Genomic DNA, 19,580 nt, shown 5'->3' with positions numbered 1-19,580 from the left:
CCTGCGGCGGCACAGTCGGCGAGGCAACCGGCCCCGTTGTCTGCATACGAGTGAACGGCCACAGCTCGACGTTGTCTTCGACCGTGTTCACGCGGGCGCTCCTGCATGTGGCGGCAGGAGGGCTAAGGTTTCAACAAGGGCGCACCAAAAAACGCCCAGGGACGTCATGCACCGACACCACAGCGCACCGGACAGTACCCAGGAGCTCCTGGTCACCCTTGGGCGTCTGGTCGATCAGGCGTTGGAGAACATCAGGCTCCAGCGAGCCCGGGCGGAGCTGGGCATGGCGCTCCAGCGGCACATGCTCCCGGCCGAACTGCCCGACTTCCCGGGCATCCGGATCGCGGCCCGGTACTCGCCCTCGCAGGACGGTCTGGCGGTCGGCGGTGACTTCTACGACGCGTTCTCGATGAGGGACGGGATGGCGGGGATCGCCATCGGTGATGTGCAGGGGCACGGGGTGGAGGCGGCCGCCTTCATGGGTGAGGCCCGTGCCAGTCTCAGGGCCCTCGCCAGCGTCACGGTCGACCCCGGCAAGGTGCTGGCCTGCGCCAACGATCTGCTGATCTCACTGGGCTGTGACCTGTTCACGACCTGTTGCCTGCTGAGCGTCGTCCCGGAGAGCGGTGAGCTCTGCATCGCCCGGGCCGGACATGTCCCGATCGTCTGGGGCACCGACGGCGGCGACTCCGGCATCTCCCTGGACGCCGGCGGGGTGCCCCTGGGGATACTGCCCGGCCAGCAGTACCCCGTCACCCATCGGCGGCTGAAGCAACCCGGGTATCTGGTCCTGGTGACCGACGGGGTCGTGGAAGGACCGGCCTATGCGATGGACGAGGGGCTGGCTGCGGTGTCCGCGCTGGTCGGTACGGCGGACGGGGCCGACCCCGGCGATCTGGCCTCGCGCGTGATCCAGGTGGCGGACCTGACCGGCCATGTGGACGACGCCGCTGTCCTCGTCGTCCGCTACGACGGTGTGCCGGGCGGCGGTTAGCGGGACGTATCTCGTCCGTCGGCCACGGTGGCTGCCCGGGCTCCGGCCCGGCAGGGACGTACCTCGTTCGTCCGCCCATCGGCGTGGCGTCGCGTGCCTGACCGATCGCGACGCCTCGACGTGGTGTCTGATGCTGTGGTGGTGGACAGCGCACAGCTCCGGCAGCACACGGCCACGGTCCTGACGTCCCTGGCGGTGGCCGTCTGCTACTTCGCGACGGCCCGTCTGGGGCTGCTCCAGCAGCTGGTGCGCGGCCAGGTCACGCCGCTGTGGCCCCCGACCGGGATCGCGGTCGCGGCGCTGCTCGTGTTCGGTGTGCGGATCTGGCCGGGAATCGCGCTCGGCGCCCTCGTCGTCAATATTTTCATCGGGCCTTCCGCTCTGCCCGTACTGATCATCGCGGCCGGAAACACGATCGCCCCGGTCTGCTCCTACCTGATGCTGCGCCGTGCCGGCTTCCACGACGGCCTGGACCGCTTGCGTGACGCGCTGGCGCTGGTCTTCCTCGGTGCGCTGGGCGGCATGCTGATCAGCGCGACCGTGGGCACCGGCATCCTGGTCCTGGCGGGGGCGCTCCCGGCCGGTGACTTCCGGCCGACCTGGTCGGTCTGGTGGACGGGCGACGCCATGGGCGTCATGGTCGTCACGCCGTTCCTGCTCGTCGTCCGAAGGGTCCGATGGCCGCACGGTGTCGGCCTGCCCAGGTGGGCCGAGGCGGTGGCGCTGGTGGCGTGCACGGTGACGGTCACCCTCCTGGCCACCGACACCCCCAACGCTTCCCTGCTCTTCCTCGTGTTCCCGTTCCTGATCTGGGCCGCCTTCCGCTTCGAGCGGGCCGGCGCCGCGTGCTGCGCACTGGGCGTGTCCATTTTCGCGATCCTCGCCGCCGGACGGATGACCGGCCCCTTCGCCCATCACGGCCTCCTCACCAACATGATCACGCTCCAGGCATTCAACGGATCCATTTCACTCACAGCTCTGCTCCTCGCGGCGGTCGTCACCGAACGGAACCGCACATACCAAGAAATCAGGCGACTCTGTGCGCAACTCTCCGAGAAGGTGTCGCGGCGGGACACCTGACTCACTCCATCGGTCGTGCGAAGAGTGCGCGGACCTGCGATCCGAAGCAGGCTGATGGGCGAACGGCACCGCGACGAAGGCAACCGGACGCCGAGACTCGGGCGGACGGGCGCCATAAGAGGTGGAGCCATGCCCCATGTGTCCGCGAATGTCCATGTATCCCGCCCCGCCGACGAGATCTTCTCGTTTCTCCGGGATCCGCGGAATCTGGCCGTGTGGTCATCGAGCATAGATCAAGTGATCGAGGGCCCGATCAGCACGGAACTCGGCGACGAGTACACCTGCAAGTTCCCGGGCAGGCGACGGGTGCACCGCCTCACGTGCACCGCGAGCACACCTGTCGAGTACCTGGCCTTCCGCGGTGCGCGCATGTGGACCCCGCTGGGCCGCCACTCCCCGGAACTCGAGTTCCGGCTGAGTCCGAGCCGACGGGGAACGATGGTCAACGTATCGGTCAAGCCCCATCTGGACGGCGGCATGATCATCCTTGCCCCGTTCGTGACGATGGCGTGGCGTCGTGATCTGCCGGTGGAGCTGCGGTGCCTGGCGGAGCTGCTCACCGACGGGCACCGTCCCGATGCGGACACGAGTGGCGGTCAGGGGGCGGCGCCCTCTGTGGGGTGACGCGGGGTACGTGCGGCGGGGCGGGGGTGCGGTTCCGCTGCGCGGGGCCGTCCTCCACCCGCGCCTTCCCGAAACCGGGGCGCTGCCCCGGACCCCGCTCCTCAAGCGCCGGAGGGGCTGGGGCAGCCGGACGGGCTGGGGATTTGCGCCCGTCCGGCTGTCGAGGTCCGCAACCGCGACGGGCTACAGCAGGAAGTCGCGCGCGATCGCCTCGGACGCCCGTTCCAGTAGTGGTCCCGCCTGGGCCATGGAGACCGCAGGGTCCGGTTCCAGGTCCGTGAGGGCGTACGCGCGGCCGATGCCCGCGCCGGTCAGGGCTTCCGGCGGCAGGGCGAGGCGGCCGCAGACCGCCACGACCTCGACGCCTGCGGCGCGGGCCGCCGCGGCCACGCCTGCCGGGGCCTTGCCGTGGAGGGTCTGCTCGTCGAGCGAACCCTCTCCGGTGATCACCAGGGTGGCGCGTGCCAGTGCGGGGGCGAAGCCGAGGACGTCGAGCATGACCTCGATGCCGGGGCGGAACCGGGCGCCGAGGGCGACCAGCGCCCCGTAGCCGATGCCGCCCGCCGCGCCTGCTCCGGGCAGCCGGGCGTGGTCCGGGCCCAGGATGGACGCGTAGTGGTCGAGCGCGGCATCGAGGGTCGCGATGTCCTCCTCGGTTGCGCCCTTCTGCCGGCCGTAGACCTCAGGCGCACCCTTCGGGCCCGTCAGCGGGTTGTCCACGTCACTGGCGAGGATCAGGTCCACGTCGGCCATCCGCGGGTCGAGGCCGGACAGGTCCGCCTCGGCCAGATCGGCGAGGCCGCCACCACCGGGGCCGACGGGCTTGCCGTCCGCGTCCAGGAAGCGGGCTCCGAGCGCCGTCAGCATGCCCGCGCCGCCGTCCGTGGTCGCGCTGCCGCCGACGCCGAACACGATCGTCCGGGCACCCGCGCCGAGCGCCGCGGCCAGCAGTTCGCCGGAGCCGTACGTCGTGGCCGTGAGCGGGGCGAACACCCCTGCGGGGAGGTGCTGGAGGCCCGAGGCCTCGGCCATCTCCACCACCGCCGTGGTGTCGCGCAGCGCGTACGCCGCGGTCACCGGCTCCCCCAGAGGCCCCGTCACCCGCACCTCGCGGCGCTCGAACCCGGCGGCCACCGCCGCCGCCACCGTGCCGTCGCCGCCGTCCGCCACGGGCAGGGTCTCGACCTGCACCCCGGGGACGACGCACCGCAGCCCGGCCGTCACCCGCTCCGCGACCTGCACGGCCGTGAGCGAACCCTTGAACTTGTCCGCCGCGACGAGCACGCGTGCGGTCTTCATCACTGCTCCGTCCGCCACCTTGAATCCCTTACTTTCGAACAGGCAGTCGCGCCGCCCCCGACCCTATCCGCAGCGGATACCCGCTGCCCAGAGCCGTCGTCGCACCTGCCCCGCCCCTACTACGCTGCCCGCGTGACCACCACTGACTACGCCACCTACATCGCGGGACTCCCCCGGGTTCTCGCCGCCGCGGCCACCGTGTTCCGGGACGTCCATGGGCGAGTGCTGCTCGTCGAGCCCAACTACCGGGAGGGCTGGGCACTGCCCGGCGGTTAGGCAAAGCATCCACAGATGTCTCAGGACGCCAGCTCGCCCAGGACGAGGAGCAGCAGCGTCTCACCGGCCGCGTGCCTGCCTACGCGGCGGACCACGTGTCCCGCAACCCGTTCCTGACCGTCATGCGGCTCCTCGGGCATCGCCGTCCTGAATCGACCATGCGATACCTGACCTACAAGAGAAAGACGAACCTGCTCGTCGCCCGGGCGGTGAAGGACTGGAACGATCAGGACCGCACCTACGCAGACCTGGCCGCTCGCCAGGCCGGAGGGTGGGCCGTCTGATGCCGCGCCGCGGAGAACGCCGATCCCGGTCTGCGACGCTACCGCCGCGCCTGCCCGCTCCACGCACCGTCGATCACGTCGGGGTGCGGGAGCTGACTCAGGTGCAGCGCGGTCGCACCGCGACCAGCCGAATCGATCCGGGAGAGTACGCATGCCGGGCGTTGGTCGCTCAACTCGCCGACGTATGGGTCGAGTACCACCACAAAGCAGCGTTGAAGAACAGTGACAGGTACCTGGGAGCGGTTCGCTCGTTCGCGAAGTTCCTCGGCCCGTATCTGACTGCTCTAAACCTGAACCCCGCAGACGCCCGATTCGACACCGATCATATCGACCTCGCCGAAGCCGTCTACGCGTGGGAAAACGACCTCCTCACGCAGTTCCCGGAGAACTCCTCGCAGCCATGGCAACTGTCGCGCTCGCTCCTCGCGTTGGTTCACCACCGGGCTGAGCGCGATGAGCGCGTGCCGGAGAACCTGCGTAAGCGCGCTTCGGCGCCGCCGACCCTGCGCAAGGCCACCGGGGAGCCGCTGGACGAGTTCTCCAACTCTGAACGTCTCGCGCTCAAGGGCGCTGCCCAGGACGATCTGAGAGCTCTTGAGAAGCGTCTTGCCCGGGGAAAAGAGCTCCTGGAGGCCGGGAAAGATCCGCGTGAGTTCGGATGGGAGGAACTGCCGAATCTGGTCTGGGCTGCCCGACACCGTCTGCTGACCATGGATGAACTCCGTGTTCACCTCCCTGCACACGCCAAGCGCTGGCCTCAGGAACTACGGGATGCGCGACCGGCCAACAGCGGTGCGCTCGGCGGCTTCTACGGCCTCTTACGGGGAGTCCATGCCTTGCTCTTTCCGCAGGAGTTGGACCTGCACCCGTTTCGAGTCCTGCTATTGCTGGCCATGCTCGACTGCACCACCGAGGAACTGCATGCGCTGCAGGTTCCTGACCTTGAGTTCAGCGATCAGGGCGTCCGTATTGTCCAGACCAAGAACCGCGCGGATCGCGTTCGCGCCGACTACCACGTTGTCGATCAGCCCCTGGAGAAGGGCGAGGTGCCTGGGGAGCTCGCCTACGAGGGCCGAGGTGATTGGGATGTCCCTGGTCTGCTGCGACGCCTCGTGACGGCCACCGCGCTCACGCGCGAAGTGTTCGGCGGCGTGCCGTGGCTGTTCACCGCGGTCGAATATGCCAAGAATCACAGCACCATGGATGCTCGGTTCGCTCGCTTCGTCGATCCGGGTCGCCGCTTCACGCACTGGATCGCCTCACATGTCGACGCGGACGGTGAGCCCGTCTTGGCCATCTCCGAACCGCACGCGGCACCCCGGCTGCGCAAGACCGCGAAGACCACGCGCGTCGTTGCCCTGGGAGGCACCTTGTCCGACATGGCGGGGGATGATCACAGCATCCAGGTGTTCCAGGGCCACTACGCCCACGGCACCACCGCGCGGGTCCTGGCCGGAGCGGCGATGAACCGCGCTCAGACGCTCGTGTTCGACTGGCTCGCCGACAAGCCGGTTCTGGTCGGCCCGGATGTGCAGTCCCGCCTCGGCGAACCGGAAGTCGCCCAGGCCCTGGGGGTGAGCCCTGAACTGGGTGCCGCCCTGAGCGCCGGTGAGCTCGACATGGGCGTCACCAACTGCAAGAACCCGCACGACTCACCGCACAGCGCCCCCGGCAAGCTCTGCCATGTCGCCCCGGCCATGTGCATGGTCTGCACCAACGCCGTGGTGTTCGTCTCACAACTGCCGCAGCAGTTGCTGTTGTCCGACCACATCGAGCGGATGCGACTGACGCAGCCACCGATGGTCTGGGATGCGGTATGGGGACGCCAAGCCAAGGCGCTGGCCGAAGTGTTCGAGGAATGCGCTGAACACATTCCCACCGCGCGCCAGGCCATCGAAGACCAGGACATCCGCCTGAATCTGTCGTTGGGCATGCGAACGGAGTACGACCGATGACCATCCTCGCCGCAGTGGACAGGCCGGCATCCCGGGCTTTCGCCGACGACGAACTCGTCTACAGCAGTATGCCTGGGCAGCTCCCCGGCGTTCGCGGCCCGGCCTTCGGGCGCATCGACGAGTGGCCCTGCGACTGTCTCAGACGGCCGGCGAACAAGAGTCCGGCACAGTGGAAGTGCGTGTTCCCGCTCGACTCGGTCTGGAACTTGCGCGCACGAGAAGTCGCGTTCAGCATGCTCAATCCCAACCACCAAGCCCTGAGGAACGCGGGCATCTTCCTGCCCAGGCAGAAATGGGCCCCCGCCACGGTCATCAAGGTCTGCTTCAGCATGTCGCAGCTCGGTGCCTGGGCGCTTCGCGAAGGGATGCCGGACAACCTGCACTTCTGGTCGGTTGAGGACTGGCAGGGCTACATCGACCACTGCGCGTCAAGCACGAAACCGGAGTCCGTACGGAGTGCGGTGGGAGCCGTCCGCCACCTGGTCCGCTTCTCCCCCATCCTGACAGGCACCGACCCTCTCGAAGACCCCTGGCCAGGACAGACAGATAGCGACGTGGCCAAGGTCGCCGCCTGTGACGAGCTGGCCACACCCTCGATCGCGCCGGAAGTCTGGTGGCCGCTCCTACGGGCTGCGTGGTCCTATATCGACCGATTCTCCGCGAGCATCCTGGACCAACGCGATCGCGAAGCAGAGCGGGCCGCAACAGCCCCGACGGCTCCAGCCACCCTCAGCGCTGAAGGCATCAACCACCAGCTGGAGTTGTGGCTGACCAACCCGGCCAATCTGGTACCGGTCAGCGACCGCGACGCCAGGTTCAACCCGAAGGGCACCCCCATCTGGAGCTCCTTGAGCCGAGCGGTGACGACAGGGGCCAGCTGCACAGCCTTCGCGACCAAGAACAACAGGCAAGGAATGGAACGTCGACAGAAGGTCCTGCGGATGATCGAAGAGACGGGCCGGATCCGGCCTGTCCGCCCTGCCGACGCCAAGCAGTTCGAGTCAGACTACGCCGGCTACGGGACCCGTCGTCGCTCATCCCAGGCTATGGACGCCGCGCTCCAGAAATGGCTCGCCAATCCAGCGAACCTCGTCCCCGTCCACGCCGAAACGAGTCGGCTCGCTCCCGGTGAGCCGGTGTGGTCAGCACTGGAGGCTCTGATTTACGACACCCCGGAGCGGGTGGATGTCTTCGGTATCGGCAGCAAACAAGGTCGGCGACGACGCGATCTGGTGCTGCAAGCCGCAGTCCGCGAGCGCCGGATCGTGTACTGGGACAAGCAACTGGCCAGGGATCTGCGGATGCTTCGGGCATCCTGCTACATCTTCGTTGCGGCGTTGAGCGCGATGCGGGACAGCGAGATCCAGGAAATCCAGCGCGGCGCGCTCACCCAGCACTACGGGGCTCCGGCTATCAGCTCCCGCAAATCGAAGGGGGATTCCTCCAGGCCGCAGGCCAACTGGTGGATCATCGAACCGGTCGCACAGGCCCTGGCGGTGGCCGAGCGGTTGTCCTGGCACGACACCCATGTCTTCGCCACGATGACGCCGCCGAGCGAGGGCGGACCAGCCGGACGAGGACGAGCCGGTATCTCCGCCGCCGACGACATCGACTTCTTCATCGAGACAGCCAACGCCACCCGGCACCTCACTGGCGTAGAGGAGATCCCTCCCGGGCGGGTACGTCCGCACATGTTCCGCAGGACGATGTCGATCACCGCCAGCCAGCAGCCGGACGGCGATATCGCCCTGGGGATCCAGCTCAAGCACGCCGCGCGTAGGGCGCTGGCCAATCGCCTTACCGGCGCCTACGGCAGACCCGATGCCAAGTGGGCGAAGGAGTTCGACACCGATCTGCAGACCGCAGCAGCGCAAAAGCTGGTGGGGTTGCTCCAGGCCCGCCGGACCGGGGCGACCATCGCGGTCGGCCCCGGTGCCACCCGCTTCCATGCCGGGCTCGACAAGGTCAACGCCGTAATCGAGGCGAACTCGACGCTGCGGGCCCAAGTCGCGGATGAGCGGCTGGAGATTACCCTTCTGCGGGACGAGTTCGCGAACCTCCACCTGGGCACGGTCAACCACTGCCTCTGGAACGCGCCCACCGCTGAGTGCCAGAACCAACTCCCGCCTGCTCAGCGCGGCCAGGCCCCGCTGCTGGGTGCCTGCCAACCGTCCCGTTGCCGCAACTCCGTCCTCACCTTGTCGCACGAGCGGATCTGGCGCATGGAGGAAGCGGACTTGGTGGAGTTCTTGAAGAAGAAGCTCTCCAAGCCGCTGCGCGAGCAAGCCCAGACCCGGCTCGCCGAAGTCCGCTCTGCCACCGCGCAGATCGACAAGCTGAAGGAGAACATCTGATGCCGGTGTCCGCAGCCACCTCCGCGAAACTCAGGGAAGCCATGGCCCGGCTGCTGGCCGGAGAACCTTTGCACTGTGACGGTGCGCTGACCAAGGAGAATCTGGCCCGCGAAGCCCAGGTCAGCCACGCCAGCGTCCACCGAGCCGAGGACATCCTCGCCGAGTGGAACGCCCGCATCCCGCAACCAGTCCTCCGTACGCCCGGCGAGGTTCAGCGCGACGAGACCATCGCTGAGCTGAAGGCAAAACTCAGAAAAGCCAGCCAGAAGGTCACGGAGCTGCAGAGCAAGCTCGATGCCCTGGCCACAGTGACGGCCAACCTCTATCACGAGAACATCGAACTGAAGAAGAAGCAGAACACTCGGCAACAGGGTCGCCTCACCGCCCTCAGCGGCGACATCGATTCTCGCCGCTGGCCCGATCGCGCCTGACAGTCCCAGGAGCGCCGACCAGTCGCTCCCAGGAGGGGACGGGGTTGAGATTTACTGGTGGGCTCTCGTATTCACTGTCGCCGGTTCTCCGCGGAGCTCAGTTCGGCGGTCACCGCCAGTGATCTCGGTCGGCAGTGGGGCCCCAGGGGACCAGAGCCAGCGCGTGCTCGGAGCCGGAATAAACCAATCGCCCCCACGTCGATGCTCCCGTAGGGTGCGCGGATTGTCGTGACAGAGAGGCGGTTCGGAACGTGGCACCCAGGTCAGTGACGCGGGAGCAGTTGGCGGGTGCGGCGCGGGCCGCGCTGGGCGGCGGGCGGCGGCTGGAGGCGGTCGAGCGAATCGCGGGCGGCAGCAAGAAGGGCGTGTACCGCCTGGTACTGGACGATACGACGACGGCGATCGCCTACCTGTGGGACGACGCCGAGAATTACTGGCCGGCGGCCGAGGGCGACGACGACCTCACCGACCCGTTCTCGCCCGGCCTCAGGCTCGATCTGTTCGAGGCTGCGCACGCGCGGCTGGACGCACTCGGCGTCCGCGTTCCGGCGATCCGTCTCGTTGATCGCGACGGCGCCCACTGCCCGGCCGACCTTGCGATCGTCGAGGACCTCCCGGGCGAGAGCCTGGAGGAGTTGCTCGCGCGCGACCGGCGCGCGGCTGCTGCGGTCATGGCCCGGCTCGCGGAGTCGCTGGAGGCGATGCAGGGCCACCGGGCACCGGCGTACGGCAAGGTGGCCGTGGTCGACGGAGGAGGAACGTCGCGCGGTACGTCGTGCGAGGGGGTGGTTCTCGATCGTGCGCTGCGGGACCTCGCCGAGGCGGCCTCGCGCGATCCGCGGATCGCGGGCGCCCGCGACCAGCTGGAGGAGCGGCTGCTGGGCCTGGCGGCGGCGGTGCGGCCGCGCGCGGAGTACGCGGTCGTGCACGGTGAACTGGGGCCCGACCACGTGCTGGTGGACGCGGACGGGAAACCCGTGGCGATCGACATCGAGGGATTGATGTACTTCGATGTCGAGTGGGAGCACGTGTTTCTACAGATCCGCCTGCACGATGCCTATCGGCCGCTGGGGGTGGCCGGGTTGGACGAGGACCGGCTCGCGCTCTACATGCTGGCACAGCGACTCTCGCTGACGGCGGGGCCGCTGCGGCTGCTCGACGGGGACTTCCCTGACCGGGCCTTCATGGCGGGCATTGCCGAGTACAACCTGAAGCAGGCGCTGGAACTGGTCCACGCCTGAATTCCCGGGTGTCTCAATCCTCGGACGTCAGCCCCTCCGCCCCAGGGCCTCGACGCCGTCTGTGCCGGACTCTCCCTCCCCCGGGTTACTTCTCACCTGTTCGCCGCCCGCTACCGCCCATCCCTGCTTTAGCGATGGGCAGTAGCGCTGCGGGTCCGACCCCGCTCTCCATCCGTACGGGGGCCGCGATCGACTGAGTACTGCGACGTCCTGCGGACCAACGAGGCCTTTGACGCTCTGCGGCGCTGAGACACCCAGGCTCCCCCGCAGTAACTACGACTTCGTTCCTTGGGGAAACGCGATGAGACATCTGGGGTACTGAGACATGCGAACTGTTCATAACGGCGGAACGATCGAGTCGGACGAGGGCGAGAGCCCTCGGCAGGCCGCGCGACGCGAGACGACCGAGGAGATCGGTCTCGATCTGGAGCCGGGACGGCTGCTGGCGATCGACTGGGCACGCGGCCCGAAGCGGCCGCCGATCGCCGCGTATCTGTACGACGGCGGAGTGCTGGACGAGGCGGATCTGAAGGCGATCCGGCTTCAGGAGGAGGAGCTCCTGTCCTGGGAACTGGTCGAGCGCGACGATCTCGGCCGCTATCTGCAGGGCGGACTCGCGCTGCGCCTGCGGGCGGCACTGGATGTGCTCGATTCCGGCGGCGGCGCAGTGGAGCTGGAGGACGGCCGCCCGGTGGCCGGCTGACGTACGCACCCGCTCGCGTCCCGCGCGCATCACCCGTCACGTATAGCCCGTATTCCCGTTGCGTCCCGTTGTCTTGACAGGCCGTCAGCTGATAGTCCGGTCGACGGCTGCCGGACACCCGAGTTCATGTGTCATTTGTCCGCAGTGCACGCTCGACCGGCATCATCCGAACTCCACGACAGCGGAGGGATCATGCGTACGCACACGGGACACCTCGGCGGGCTGCTGGCCACGATCGTCGCAGCGTTCGCCTGTACGGCAGTTGTCGCCACGGCATCGACCGCGGCCGCAAAACCGGCGGCGGCCCCGGCCGCACACCGCAACGTGCCGCTGTCGGTCGACGGCGGCGCCTGGCAGTCGGGGCATGTCCAGGGCATGGCCATCGACCGCCACAAGGGCTTCATGTACTTCTCGATGACCAACCTGCTGGTCAAGACCGACCTCAAGGGCAACCCGGTCGGCTCGGTCACCGGATTCACCGGCCACCTCGGCGATCTGGACTTCAACGAGAAGGACGGCAGGGTCTACGGCTCGCTGGAGTACAAGGAGGCGAAGTCCTTCTACATCGCGATCCTCGACGTCGACCGCATCACCCGGATGGACATGGACGCCCAGTCCACGGGTGTCGTCTCGACCGTCTACCTCAAGGAGGTGGTGAAGGACTTCACCGCCGATATGAACGGCGACGGCGTCTTCGACGGCGACACGGGTGATACGCCCGATCACCGCTACGGCTGCAGCGGCATCGACGGCGTCGCGTTCGGCCCGGCGTTCGGCGACCGGCGCGGCAAGCGCGGTGAGCAGAAGCTGACAGTCGCGTACGGCGTGTACGCCAACGCGGGCCGCGCGGACAACGACCACCAGGTGCTGCTCCAGTACGACGTCACACGGTGGAAGAAGTACGAGCGCCCGCTGACCGAGTCGGCCCCGCACACCAGCGGCCCCGCACACGTCGACGGCAAGTTCTTCGCGTACACCGGAAACACCACCTACGGCGTGCAGAACCTGGAGTACGACGGGTACAGCGGCAACTGGCTGATGGCCGTCTACAAGGGCACCAAGCCGGGCTTCCCCCATTACTCGGTCTTCGCGCTGGACGGTGCGAGGAAGCCGGTACGCGGTCCCGTCCGCGGTCAGCAGAGGCCCGAGCGCGGTCTGCTGCTCCCCCTGCTGCGTGAGGGGGCGCACGATGCGGCGACCGGCACGTACGGGTGGCCGGTGCCGGGGCAGTACGGACAGTACGGGCTGATCTCGCTCGACGACGGGCGGTTCTATGTCGCACAGAGCGGCACGGTCCAGGACGGCGGCGTCACCAAGCAGACCGCCCGCGCCGTGCTGAACACCTGGACGGGCCGGACCCCGTCACCGTTCAGCCCTGTGGGTCCTGCGGCTTGACGTCCGCCTCCGGTTCCGCATCGAGACCTACGGCGACCTCGGCCATGGGGCCGGACCCCGGCACCGGGTGAAATGGTCTCGCGGGTGGCAGCCGGCGCTGCGTACGCTCGTGCCATGACTCTCGTCGCGATCCTCAGCGGCGCCGGTATCTCCACGGACTCCGGCATCCCCGACTACCGCGGTCCCAACGGGCTTTGGCGCAAGGATCCGGAGGCCGAGAAGCTTGTCACGTACGACTTCTACATGGCCGATCCGGAGATCCGCCGCCGCTCCTGGCAGATGCGCCGCACCAGCGCGACCTGGGGCGCGGAGCCGAACGCGGCCCACCGAGCGGTGGCGGAGCTGGAGCGGTCCGGCGCCCCGGTGCGGGTGATCACACAGAACGTCGACGGCCTGCATCAGCTCGCCGGTCTGCCCGCCCGCAAGGTCCTCGAACTGCACGGGACCGCGCGCGAGACGGTCTGCACCCGCTGCCATGCCCGCTCCCCGATGGCCGAGGCACTGGCCCGGGTCGAGGCGGGCGAGGCCGACCCGCCGTGCACCGTCTGCGGCGGCATCCTGAAGTCGGCGACGATCATGTTCGGTGAACGGCTCGATCCGGTGGTGCTGGGCCAGGCGATGTCGATCGCCAAGGCATGCGAGGTGTTCATCGCGGTCGGTACGACGCTGCAGGTGCAGCCCGCCGCCTCGCTGGCCGGTATCGCGGTGGACAACGGGGCGCGGCTGATCGTGGTGAACGCGGAGCCCACGCCGTACGACGAACTGGCCGACGAGACCATCCGCGAGCCCATCGGCACGGCGTTTCCCGCACTGCTGAAGCGACTGGCCGCGGACCCGGACACGAGCACGGGCTCCGGTACCGACTCGCGGGGCTGAGTGCTCGGTTCGGCCGAAATCGCTCATCCCTGCCGCAGCGGCGCCGATCGAGCCGGGGAATGTCAGAGGGGGGCTGTACGGTCCGCCGCATGGCCGAACCTTCCTCCCTCCACACCACCCGGGCCTCGTACGACACCGTCGCCGTCGACTACGCCGCCCTGCTGGCCGCAGAGCTGGCGAACAAGCCCTACGACCGCGCCATGCCGGCCGCCTTCACCGATCTCGTGACGGCGGGCGGCGGACGGGTGGGCGATCTCGGCTGCGGACCCGGTCGGGTGACGGCCCATCTGCGCGATCTCGGGCTGACCGCGTTCGGCATCGATCTTCACCGGGCATGGTTGCGGTGGCCCGCCGTGCACACCCGGACCTCACGTTCGACGAGGGGTCGACGACCGACCTGGATCTGGCGGACGACATCCTGGCCGGTGCCCTCGCCCGGTACTCCCTCGTCCACACCCCGCCGGAGCAACTCCCGGATATTTTCGCCGAGTTCCATCGCGTGCCGGCCCCCGGCGGCCATCTGCTGATGGCCTTCAAGGTCGGCGACGAGTGCGTGCGCCTGGAGCGGACGTACGGTCACACAGTGGCGCTCGACGTCTACCGGTTCCCGCCCGACGATGTGGCCGAACTGCTCGTGAAGGCCGGGTTCCGCGTGCAGGCCCGGCTGGTGCGTGAGGCGGACGCGAAGGAGAACACTCCGCAGGCATTCCTGCCGGCGGTCAAGCCCGTGGCACCGTAGCGGCGCGGCCGACGGTGTGGTGGACACGGACCGGGGCCGGTGCGCCCCTGACCCCGCCGGACAGGCTCTAGTGATCGAGTTCCTGCTGTATGCGGCGCGAGGGGCGGAACGTGTACAGGTCGAGGATCTCTGGCGGGTCCACCAGCCCCGGGCCGCCCGCCTCGACCCAGGCGGCGATGTCCGTCACGGCATCCGGGTCGTTGACGAGCCCGAGCCAGACAGGGCGGCCGCCCGCCCTGCGCCCCTGTGCCGACGGCTGTACGACGATGACGTTGGCCTGCTCACAGGCGTCCAGGCACTCCACGGCGCGGACCGTCGCGGCCTCGCCGAGCGAGCGGCGCAGCTCGGCGAGCTGACCGGCGTGGTCCACGTCCGGGATCTTCGGTGTCCCGCAGCAGCAGCCGCGGCAGACGCTGACGGTGGGCCGGGGCGTGCCCTGGGCCGGGTCGGCCTTGCGAGTGCGGCGGCTCATGCGGGGACGCCTCCGGTGCCGGCGGGGATGATCACCGTGGGACTGTACCGATCTCTGCCCCCGGATCGAACATCTGCGCTCCCCCGTCGGCCGGTGGGGTATGGTTGATGACTGCGAAGGGGAGTAGCCCCGCAAACCGGTCGTCGACACACTGGAGCCCTCGGGTTCCCGGTGGCCGGGCCCGTAGATGGTTACGGGCGGGCGAGACCTTCGGTCAGGTATGACACGCCCGCGCCCCGTGGGCGCTGACGTCATGCCGGGCCGAGTGGTCCTCCGAAAAGCCCGAGTGGCACTTCGCGAAGGCCCGGGGCCCGGCTCTTACAGAAAGCCACCCGGAATGCACCTCGACCCCCTGGCGATCCTCACCGCCTTCGGGCTGATCTTCCTCGCGGAGCTCCCCGACAAGACGATGTTCGCGTCGCTTGCCATGGGCACCCGTATGCGACCGCTGTATGTCTGGTTCGGTACGTCGTCCGCGTTCATCGTGCACGTCGCCATCGCCGTCGGGGCGGGCAGCCTGATCGGGCTGCTGCCCGACTGGATCGTCAAGCTCGTCTCGGCGTCCCTCTTCGCGTTCGGGGCGTTCATGCTGTTGCGCAACGGCGGCGTCGATGACGGGGAAGAGGGCGGCACCAAGACGGTGACCGGCTTCTGGCCGGTCTACTCGACCGCGTTCATGGCGGTCTTCATCAGCGAGTGGGGCGATCTCACCCAGATCACCACGGCCAATCTGGCCGCGAGCAACGGCACCTGGTCCACGGCGATCGGGTCCGCGGCCGCGCTGATGTCGGTCTCGGCGCTGGCGCTGCTCGCGGGGCGGTTCATCGCGAAGCGGGTGCCTCTCAAGACGGTTCAGCGCATCGGCGGGATCTGCATGCTGGGGCTGGCGATCTGGACCCTCGTCGAGATCTTCATCGGCTGAGGTCTGCGGCGCTGCGGCGCTGATTCGGCTTCTTCGTGCGTGGATTCCGGACGGGCTCGGACCTGGTGTTCCGAGCCCGTCTTCGCGTTTCTTCGCGCGGGGAGGGCGTCAGAAGAGTGCCGGGGTGTCGTCCTGCGTGCCGTTCTCGAAGGCCAGCAGCCGCTGCTTGCGGTCGAGCCCGCCACCGTAGCCGGTGAGGCTGCCGGAGGCGCCGATGACGCGGTGGCACGGGACGATGATGCCCACCGGGTTCTTGCCGTTGGCGAGGCCCACCGCGCGTGAGGCGCCCGGTTTGCCGAGGAGTTCGGCCAGTTCGCCGTACGAGCGGGTCTCGCCGTACGGAATCAGCTGGAGCTGCGCCCAGACGCTGCGCTGGAACGGGGTGCCGTCCAGATGCAGCGGCAGGTCGAACTCGCGCAGTTCACCGGCGAAGTATGCGTCGAGCTGACGGATTGTCTCCGTGAAGGGACGTGGGTCGGGGTCACCGAAAGTCTCCTCGGGCGGGCGGTGCCGCTGCTCCGTCATATAGAGGCCTGCGAGGACGCCGCCGGTGGCGACGAGGGTGAGCGGACCGTACGGGCTGTCGACGACCGTGTGCTGCCGGGTCGCCTCACGCGTATGCGTCGCGGTCATGGGTGAACTTCCCAACTTGCTTATGCGGGCAGGTGGTTGATGGGGTGATCATCCACGGTCCAAAGGTACTGGACCGCGTACGCCCGCCAGGGGCGCCAGGCTGCCGCGCGGGCGGTGAGCGCTGCGGGTGTCGACGGGAGGCCGAGTTCCTCGGCCGCGCGGCGAATGCCGAGGTCGGTGGGGAGGAAGGCGTCCGGGTCGCCGAGCGCCCGCATCGCGATCACCTCGACGGTCCAGGGGCCGAAGCCGGGAAGGGCGGTCAGTTCGGCCCGCGCCTTCTCCCAGTCGGTGTCGGTGCCGAGTCGCAGTGTGCCGTCGGCGAGTGCGCCGACGAGTGTGGTGAGCGTGGTGCGGCGGCTGCGCGGCAGGGCGAGCTGTTCGGGGTCGAGCCCGGACAGGGCCTCGGGGGTCGGGAAGAGGTGGGTGAGGCCGCCCTCCGGGTCGTCGACGGGGAGGCCGTGGGCGGTGACCAGACGGGCGGCGTGGGTGCGGGCGGCCGCGGTCGAGACCTGCTGGCCGAGCACCGCCCGTACGGCGAATTCCGCACCGTCGACGGTACGCGGCACCCGTCGGCCCGGGGCTTTGTCGACCAGGGGGGCGAGCAGTGGATCGGCGCGCAGTTGGTCGTCGACGGCCACGGGATCGGCGTCCAGGTCGAGCAGCCAGCGGCAGCGGCTGATCGCGAGGGTGAGATCGCGTGGATCGGTGAGGGAGAGCCGGCAGGCGATGTGGTCGGGGTGCGGGGTGAGGGCGACGATTCCGTGTCCGTACCGGAGGGTGAGCGTGCGGCGGTAGGCGCCGTCGCGCCACTCCTCGACGCCGGGGACCGCGGTCGCGGCGAGGTGGCCGAAGACGTTGGTGGGGTTGAGCGGGGCCCGGTACGGCAGTCGCAGCGCCATCACGCCCGGAGTGGGCGACGGTGCCGCGGACCGGGCGGCGCGGCTGCGCAGCTCGCCCGGGGCGAGTGCGAAGACCTCACGGACGGTGTCGTTGAAGGTACGGATCGAGGAGAACCCGGCGGCGAACGCGACCTCGGCCATGGGGATTCCGGTCGTCTCGATGAGCAGCCGTGCGGTCTGGGCACGCTGCGCACGGGCCAGGGCAAGTGGGCCGGCGCCCAGCTCGGCGAGCAGCTGGCGCTCGATCTGCCGGGCGGAGTAGCCCAGCCGGGCGGCGAGACCGGGGACGCCCTCGCGGTCGACGACTCCGTCCCGGATCAGCCGCATCGCACGGGCGACGGAGTCGGCACGGGCGTTCCACTCCGGGGAGCCGGGGCTGGTGTCGGGGCGGCACCGCTTGCAGGCCCGGAATCCGGCCTGCTGGCAGGCGGCGGCGCTGGGGTAGAAGGTCATGTTCTCGACCTTGGGCGGCACGACGGGGCAGCTGGGGCGGCAGTAGATCCGGGTGGTCAGGACCGCCGTGAAGAACCAGCCGTCGAAGCGGGCGTCCTTGGACTGGACGGCCCGCACGCAGCGCTCGGTGTCGGTGTGCATGACTCAAGCATCGGTCACGGGACACCTGGGGGCTGGCGAAAATCCGACATCAGCCTTGCACTGCCAGGACCTCTTCGGATTCAGCAGGTGGTTTCGGGGCAGCAGATCTTCCTGCCGCTGCGCTCCGGCCAGACGCGCGACAGCCTCGACGCACTCGACACCGCGCCCTGATCACCTCTCGCCCGTAGCCCCGGTCCGGGCGGTCGCGAACGCCCGGACCGGGGCTGCACGACCGTGGACCCCGCCCGTGACGTACCACTTCGCGGTCGGCCGCCCCTTCCACGCTTGGTCATAGGCGCACGATGACCAGGGCGGTGTCGTCGGTGGCGCCGCCGGGCGGGAGGAGGTCGGCCAGCAGCGCGTCGGCGAGGGTTTCGGGGTCGGCTGCGTGGTGGCGGGCCAGGGAGCCGGCGAGCCGTGCGAGGCCGGTGTCGATGTCTTCGCAGCGGCGTTCGACCAGGCCGTCGGTGTACAGCACGAGGACGGCACCCTCGGTGAAGGGCGCGGCGGCCTGGAGCCGGGGGGCGTGTTCGGGGCGGGCGCCGAGTGGGGGGTCGGTGGCCCGGTCCAGGAACTCGACGGTGCCGTCCACCTGCAGGAGGGCCGGTGGAAGATGGCCGGCGCAGCTGTAGGTGATGACGTGGGTGCCCCAGTCGATGTACGTCGTGGCCACTGTGGTGTTCTCGGCGCCGGCGACGGAGCGGGCATACAGCCCGAGAACCTCCAGGGCCCGGGCGGGGCCGTCGACGGCGTGGGAGGCGGCGCTGAGCGCGCTGCGCAGTTGTCCCATGACGCCGGCCGCGGACAGGCCCTTGCCGACAACGTCGCCGACGGCGACCGCGATGCGGTCGCCGGGCAGGTCGACCATGTCGTACCAGTCGCCGCACACGTTCAGCGCGTCGACGGCGGGCCGGTAGCGTACAGCCGCCCGGTAGTGCCCGACCGGACGGGGAGCGGGCAGCATCGCCTCTTGCAGGCTCAGCGCGACTTCGCGGGCGCGGATGAGTTCGGTGACCTCCTCCACCCGGTGCAGCAACAGCGCCACCTGCCCGTTTGAACCGAAGACGGGGATGTCGATCAGGCTCCAGTACCGCTCGTCCCCTACCCGGGGCCGGTCGGGGTCCCCCACGTCGTAGCGCTGCAACGCCACGTCACGCTCACCGGTTTCCGCCACCCGGAGCAGTGACGCCTGAAGGGTACGCAGGACGGCCGCGGTGGGGTCGTTCGGGTCCTCGGGGAAGTCGTCGGACAGGTAGTGGCCGACCACTTGCTCGCGGGTGCGGCCCCGAATGCGCAAGAACTGCTCGTTGGCGTCCGCGTAGACCAGCTGCGGGGTCAGCAGCGCCACCGCCCCGGGGAGGGCCTGGAACACCGCCGCGTAGTCGATTTCCGGTTCCGTCACGTCTTTCCCGCCTCGACGCCGCCGATGGTGTGCCCTTCACGATAGGAGCGGGGAGCCAGGGCACCGGTGCTCCTCCTGCCGTGGCGCCGAGCAGGTCACACGGGCGGCCCTCGGCAGCCGGCAGCAGCGGCTGGGGGAGCCCGTTCGTCGACCTCGGCAGGGCATATCGAGACAGCCAGGAGCTGCAGCCGACCGGGATGCTCGGAGTGGCCAAATATCGGGTTATGGCCGCGCCACCGCGAAGTCTCAGCTCGACCCTGTACTGCCGGATCATTTCGGCTGGGACTGCCCCGTCCATGAGAGCCGAGACGTAAGAAGAGGTGCTGTTCCCCGGCCTGACCAGGCCCTGCAGCTCCGGCGTTGCAGAGGGCTACGTAGCCAGTCGGTCGCGCGCACTGTGTCGCGGC

General features: G+C 69.2%; 16 protein-coding genes and 3 pseudogenes. 14 read left to right on the top strand and 5 right to left on the bottom strand.

Annotation, left to right across the window (positions count from 1 at the left end; all coding sequences use genetic code 11):
* Nucleotides 1–166: 166 nt before the first annotated feature.
* The 3 genes from ACGFU7_RS14625 (at nucleotide 167) to ACGFU7_RS14615 (ending at nucleotide 2,698) form a co-directional block, all read left to right on the top strand.
* A complete protein-coding gene (locus ACGFU7_RS14625) occupies nucleotides 167–994 on the top strand; it encodes a PP2C family protein-serine/threonine phosphatase (protein WP_393695675.1) in 828 nt (275 codons plus the stop codon).
* A gap of 138 nt (nucleotides 995–1,132) precedes the next feature.
* A complete protein-coding gene (locus tag ACGFU7_RS14620) occupies nucleotides 1,133–2,074 on the top strand; it encodes an MASE1 domain-containing protein (RefSeq protein WP_393695673.1) in 942 nt (313 codons plus the stop codon).
* A gap of 129 nt (nucleotides 2,075–2,203) precedes the next feature.
* Nucleotides 2,204–2,698 carry an SRPBCC family protein gene (locus tag ACGFU7_RS14615; RefSeq protein ID WP_393695671.1) on the top strand — a complete coding sequence of 165 codons (495 nt, stop codon included), beginning with the start codon at nucleotides 2,204–2,206 and terminating at the stop codon, nucleotides 2,696–2,698.
* Between the two features lie 183 nt (nucleotides 2,699–2,881).
* Here the strand turns inward: ACGFU7_RS14615 and ACGFU7_RS14610 are convergent, their stop codons facing one another.
* On the bottom strand, nucleotides 2,882–3,997 hold the full coding sequence (locus ACGFU7_RS14610) for a glycerate kinase (RefSeq protein WP_393695669.1): 1,116 nt from the start codon (nucleotides 3,995–3,997) through the stop codon (nucleotides 2,882–2,884).
* Nucleotides 3,998–4,129: 132 nt separating this feature from the next.
* Here ACGFU7_RS14610 and ACGFU7_RS14605 point away from each other — a divergent pair.
* The 10 genes and pseudogenes from ACGFU7_RS14605 to ACGFU7_RS14560 form a co-directional block, all read left to right on the top strand.
* Nucleotides 4,130–4,270, top strand: a pseudogene (locus ACGFU7_RS14605) (NUDIX hydrolase); the annotation flags it as partial.
* Nucleotides 4,271–4,431: 161 nt separating this feature from the next.
* Nucleotides 4,432–4,557: a hypothetical protein gene (locus ACGFU7_RS14600; protein ID WP_393695667.1), complete on the top strand. Its 126-nt coding sequence runs from the start codon at nucleotides 4,432–4,434 to the stop codon at nucleotides 4,555–4,557.
* An 83-nt stretch (nucleotides 4,558–4,640) separates the two neighbouring features.
* The gene (locus tag ACGFU7_RS14595) at nucleotides 4,641–6,512 is read left to right on the top strand and encodes a hypothetical protein (protein ID WP_393695665.1); all 1,872 of its coding nucleotides are present in this window, start codon (nucleotides 4,641–4,643) and stop codon (nucleotides 6,510–6,512) included.
* Nucleotides 6,509–8,866, top strand: a complete 2,358-nt coding sequence (locus tag ACGFU7_RS14590) for a hypothetical protein (protein ID WP_393695663.1) — start codon at nucleotides 6,509–6,511, stop codon at nucleotides 8,864–8,866. Before ACGFU7_RS14595 ends, ACGFU7_RS14590 begins: the two co-directional genes overlap by 4 nt.
* Nucleotides 8,866–9,297, top strand: a complete 432-nt coding sequence (locus tag ACGFU7_RS14585) for a hypothetical protein (RefSeq protein WP_393695661.1) — start codon at nucleotides 8,866–8,868, stop codon at nucleotides 9,295–9,297. Before ACGFU7_RS14590 ends, ACGFU7_RS14585 begins: the two co-directional genes overlap by 1 nt.
* Before the next feature lie 266 nt (nucleotides 9,298–9,563).
* Nucleotides 9,564–10,538 carry a phosphotransferase family protein gene (locus ACGFU7_RS14580; RefSeq protein WP_393695659.1) on the top strand — a complete coding sequence of 325 codons (975 nt, stop codon included), beginning with the start codon at nucleotides 9,564–9,566 and terminating at the stop codon, nucleotides 10,536–10,538.
* Nucleotides 10,539–10,881: 343 nt separating this feature from the next.
* Nucleotides 10,882–11,241: pseudogene (locus ACGFU7_RS14575) on the top strand (NUDIX domain-containing protein); the annotation flags it as partial.
* Nucleotides 11,242–11,433: 192 nt separating this feature from the next.
* The gene (locus tag ACGFU7_RS14570; protein WP_393695657.1) at nucleotides 11,434–12,636 is read left to right on the top strand and encodes a hypothetical protein; all 1,203 of its coding nucleotides are present in this window, start codon (nucleotides 11,434–11,436) and stop codon (nucleotides 12,634–12,636) included.
* Nucleotides 12,637–12,750: 114 nt separating this feature from the next.
* Nucleotides 12,751–13,512, top strand: a complete 762-nt coding sequence (locus ACGFU7_RS14565) for an NAD-dependent deacetylase (RefSeq protein ID WP_393695655.1) — start codon at nucleotides 12,751–12,753, stop codon at nucleotides 13,510–13,512.
* Nucleotides 13,513–13,601: 89 nt separating this feature from the next.
* Nucleotides 13,602–14,251 (top strand): annotated as a pseudogene (locus ACGFU7_RS14560) (class I SAM-dependent methyltransferase).
* A gap of 67 nt (nucleotides 14,252–14,318) precedes the next feature.
* On the opposite strand, the gene ACGFU7_RS14555 reads toward ACGFU7_RS14560, so the two are convergent.
* On the bottom strand, nucleotides 14,319–14,723 hold the full coding sequence (locus ACGFU7_RS14555; protein WP_383960300.1) for a (2Fe-2S) ferredoxin domain-containing protein: 405 nt from the start codon (nucleotides 14,721–14,723) through the stop codon (nucleotides 14,319–14,321).
* A gap of 337 nt (nucleotides 14,724–15,060) precedes the next feature.
* Here ACGFU7_RS14555 and ACGFU7_RS14550 point away from each other — a divergent pair, with 337 nt between their 5' ends.
* On the top strand, nucleotides 15,061–15,645 hold the full coding sequence (locus ACGFU7_RS14550; RefSeq protein WP_393695653.1) for a TMEM165/GDT1 family protein: 585 nt from the start codon (nucleotides 15,061–15,063) through the stop codon (nucleotides 15,643–15,645).
* Between the two features lie 108 nt (nucleotides 15,646–15,753).
* Here ACGFU7_RS14550 and ACGFU7_RS14545 read toward each other — a convergent pair whose 3' ends face one another.
* The 3 genes from ACGFU7_RS14545 to ACGFU7_RS14535 all read right to left on the bottom strand — a co-directional run bounded on the left by ACGFU7_RS14545 (nucleotide 15,754) and on the right by ACGFU7_RS14535 (nucleotide 19,173).
* On the bottom strand, nucleotides 15,754–16,278 hold the full coding sequence (locus ACGFU7_RS14545; RefSeq protein ID WP_393695651.1) for a methylated-DNA--[protein]-cysteine S-methyltransferase: 525 nt from the start codon (nucleotides 16,276–16,278) through the stop codon (nucleotides 15,754–15,756).
* A gap of 20 nt (nucleotides 16,279–16,298) precedes the next feature.
* Nucleotides 16,299–17,771 (bottom strand): AlkA N-terminal domain-containing protein, encoded by a 1,473-nt coding sequence (locus tag ACGFU7_RS14540; RefSeq protein ID WP_393695649.1) that lies wholly within the window; start codon nucleotides 17,769–17,771, stop codon nucleotides 16,299–16,301.
* A 289-nt stretch (nucleotides 17,772–18,060) separates the two neighbouring features.
* The gene (locus tag ACGFU7_RS14535; protein WP_393695648.1) at nucleotides 18,061–19,173 is read right to left on the bottom strand and encodes a PP2C family protein-serine/threonine phosphatase; all 1,113 of its coding nucleotides are present in this window, start codon (nucleotides 19,171–19,173) and stop codon (nucleotides 18,061–18,063) included.
* Nucleotides 19,174–19,580 lie beyond the last annotated feature (407 nt).

The sequence above is a fragment of the Streptomyces sp. NPDC048473 genome (genome assembly GCF_043200155.1).
GTDB lineage: Bacteria > Actinomycetota > Actinomycetes > Streptomycetales > Streptomycetaceae > Streptomyces.
Note: the sequence above shows the minus strand (reverse complement) of the source record. Positions and strands in the feature narration are given on the sequence as shown.